This window comes from Microbacterium sp. BF1 (genome assembly GCF_019279095.1).
GTDB lineage: Bacteria > Actinomycetota > Actinomycetes > Actinomycetales > Microbacteriaceae > Microbacterium > Microbacterium maritypicum.
This window is the reverse complement of record NZ_JAGYWT010000314.1, coordinates 1-2,895: the sequence shown is the minus strand read 5'-3', so window position 1 is coordinate 2,895 and position 2,895 is coordinate 1. Positions and strand designations below refer to the sequence as shown.

Here is a 2,895-nt window from a genome sequence, read left to right as displayed (position 1 = left end):
ACAACCACGACCGCCGGCATTCATCGCTCGGCTACCTCGCACCCGTCGACTACGCTCGGCAATGCACCCATCAATCGGAAACCGACGACTCGCACAGCGACCGGACCGAATGAAGGGGGCGGCCCAGTCGAAGCAGTCGAAACCGGCGACACTCTCGTCATCACCACACTCGATCGATTGGGCCGATCGACACAGAACATGCTCACCTTCGCAGACGAGCTCCACGCTCGAGGCGCAGGATTGCGCGTGCTGAACCTGGGAGGCGGCGACGTCGACACGTCCACGCCGATGGGGTCGATGCTGTTCACCGTCATGGCAGCACTCGCGCAGATGGAACACCAAATCAAGCGTGAGCGCATCGTTGACTCGATCAGCAAACGACGCAACGCTGGCAAGGATCTTGGAGGACGTCGGCAGCGACTCACTGACAGCCAGATCCGCAACGCCCTCCACCTCGTGCAGAGTGGCCAGCCAGCAGCCCAGGTCGCCCGCGACCTCGGAATGTCCCGCGCAACTTTCTACCGCCGCTCACGAGCACTCACCGACTAGCACTTGACCGCAAAGTGGCTCTTCGCAGTTGAGGGTGTAGCCCGGGACCGCCGGCTGGTTCGCGGATAGGCGTCGAGGTCTTCCAGGATGGAAGTTCTCACGCTCACCATCCGCCGGAAGACCTCGACTTGCACCACCCTACGTTCGCGACCCCTGACCTGACCACGTTCTGCCGTCTCGACGAGCTCGGCCTTCAAGCCGTCGGGCAGCTGCTCGAGCCTGATCGGGCTGCCGAGTCGAGTTCGGTGAGCCAATCGCGCTTCTCGGTGACGGCCGCACCGAACCGGGAGACCCAGTCGGTGAGCACGACGGTGTCGACCGCGGCCATCAGACGCCCCACCGCAGACCGGGGGTGTTCACCGGGGCATCCCACAACCGCAGCAGCTCATCATCGGCCTTGAGCAGCGTCACCGAGCATCCGGCCATGTCGAGCGAGGTGATGTAGTTGCCGACGAGGTTCCTGGCCACCTGCACGCCGGACTTCTCGAGAAGCGCTGCGACCTCGCCGTACATGAGATACAGCTCGATGAGCGGCGTCGCGCCCATGCCGTTGAGCATCACGATCGCGGGCCCTGTGGCATCGATGTCGGCGAGGATCGGCTCGACCAGCTGCCGGGCGATCTCGGACGCCGGGGCGAGGGGTTCGCGATGACGACCCGGTTCGCCGTGGATGCCGATGCCGATCTCCATCTGGTCGTCCGGGAGGTCGAACGTGGGCTTGCCCGCAGCAGGGACCGTGCAGCTGGTGAGAGCCATGCCCATCGAGCGGCCCTGTCCGTTCACCTTCTTGGCGAGCTCGACCACGGCGGCGAGGTCGCGCCCCTCCTCCGCGGCCGCACCGACGATCTTCTCCAGCAGCACGGTGAGACCCACCCCGCGGCGTCCGGCCGTGTAGAGCGAGTCCTGCACCGCGACATCGTCGTCGACGATGACGCTGCCGACCTCGATCCCCTCCATGGAGGCGAGCTCGGCGGCCATCTCGAAGTTCAGCACGTCACCGGTGTAGTTCTTGACGATGTGGAGCACACCGGCTCCGCGATCCACGGCCTTGGTGGCCACCTGCACGCGATCGGGGGTGGGCGATGTGAACACCTCACCGGCCACAGCCGCATCCAGCATCCCGGTGCCGACGAAGCCGCCGTGCAGCGGCTCGTGGCCGGAGCCACCACCGGAGACGATGGCGACCTTGCCCTGCGCCTTGGGGGTGGCGCGGGTGATGACGTGGTTGTCGAGGTCGACGGAGAGCTCGGGATGAGCGAGCGCGACGCCCTTCAGGGATTCGACGAGAACGTCTTCCGGGGCGTTGATGAGCTTCTTCATCATTCGATCTCCTTTGATCCTTCGTGGTGTCTTTCGCAACGATCGATCCGGACACCTCCACCGACGAGGTGATCGACGACCTGGTCGCCGGGCTTCTCCGCTGACACGGTGAGGTGTTCCCTCCGGGGCAGTGCTCCTCGTACACTGAGGCAACGCACGCTCTCGACGATCGGAGACCGCTGTGTCTGCGCCGTGGCAGGTATCCCGCGAGTCCCTTCCCCCGACATCGCGACTTCTCATCGAGCGTGCGCACGAGGAACTGCTCGCCGGAAACCTCGAGGATCGGCGTCTGCAAGAGGTGCGACCCCTCGTGCGCGAGTCGTGGGAGAGGTCCTGGCGCGGGCGGGTCGGCCCTGAGGGCGCTCCGCCGCTCGACCTGGTCAGCGACGAGCTCGACGCCTACCGTCTCGCACATCCGCTCGCCTCGGTGATGGACATGATCCGTGCGCTGCTGCTGCCGGGTGAGGCAGAGGACACGGGAGTGATCATCGCGGTCGGCGACCAGGCCGGTCGTGCGGAACACGGCGATCTGCGCACCGAGGAGGTAGTCGACGGTCACCGTCACGTCCTTGCGATCCGACTCCGGCACGGTGAACAGGTACACGCCCTCCGCGGAGTCGCCGGGCGCGAGCGATCCTTCGAACGGCGCCCCTCCCGGCTGCGTGAGCGTGCCGGCGGGGGTGCGGTCCTTCCCGGAGTACGCATTCACCGTCACATACTCCAGGTCGAGGGGGTCGGAGCCCTCGTTGACGAGGCGCACCGTGACTCTGATCGCCGGTCCTGAGGTCTCTCCGGCGAGGGCGGCCTCGCCCTGGACGGCTTCGATGCGCGACAGCGAGATGTCGATCCGGTCCGCCGTGACGACCGTTGCGTCGGGCGCGACGGGCGTGAGCTCGGCGAACGGCGAATCGCTGGCAGAGGGAGCAGGAGACGGGGTCTCACTGGGGCGCGGCGCGTCGGTTCCGACGATGTCGCGGGGCGGTACCGTCGGGGTCGCGCTGGGCGACCCGCTCGGAGCCGGCTGCC

At 66.8% G+C, this 2,895-nt stretch carries 4 protein-coding genes and 1 pseudogene; 3 read left to right on the top strand and 2 right to left on the bottom strand.

Annotated elements, in window-relative coordinates; genetic code table 11:
* Nucleotides 1-132: 132 nt before the first annotated feature.
* Nucleotides 133-549: pseudogene (locus KZA10_RS11200) on the top strand (recombinase family protein); the annotation flags it as partial.
* A 193-nt stretch (nt 550-742) separates the two neighbouring features.
* Here the strand turns inward: KZA10_RS11200 and KZA10_RS18095 are convergent.
* Together KZA10_RS18095 and dhaK are read right to left on the bottom strand one after the other, a co-directional pair.
* A complete protein-coding gene (locus tag KZA10_RS18095; protein WP_256934748.1) occupies nt 743-877 on the bottom strand; it encodes a hypothetical protein in 135 nt (44 codons plus the stop codon).
* Nucleotides 877-1,869: a dihydroxyacetone kinase subunit DhaK gene (dhaK, locus tag KZA10_RS11195; RefSeq protein WP_055877932.1), complete on the bottom strand. Its 993-nt coding sequence runs from the start codon at nt 1,867-1,869 to the stop codon at nt 877-879. The genes KZA10_RS18095 and dhaK overlap by 1 nt, the downstream gene beginning before the upstream one ends.
* A 181-nt stretch (nt 1,870-2,050) precedes the next feature.
* Between dhaK and KZA10_RS18090 the strand changes: the two genes are divergently transcribed.
* Nucleotides 2,051-2,653, top strand: a complete 603-nt coding sequence (locus KZA10_RS18090) for a hypothetical protein (RefSeq protein WP_256934747.1) — start codon at nt 2,051-2,053, stop codon at nt 2,651-2,653.
* Nucleotides 2,631-2,895 (top strand): hypothetical protein (locus tag KZA10_RS11185; protein WP_218682924.1); only part of this gene is annotated, 265 nt, incomplete at its 3' end. The genes KZA10_RS18090 and KZA10_RS11185, both read left to right, overlap by 23 nt.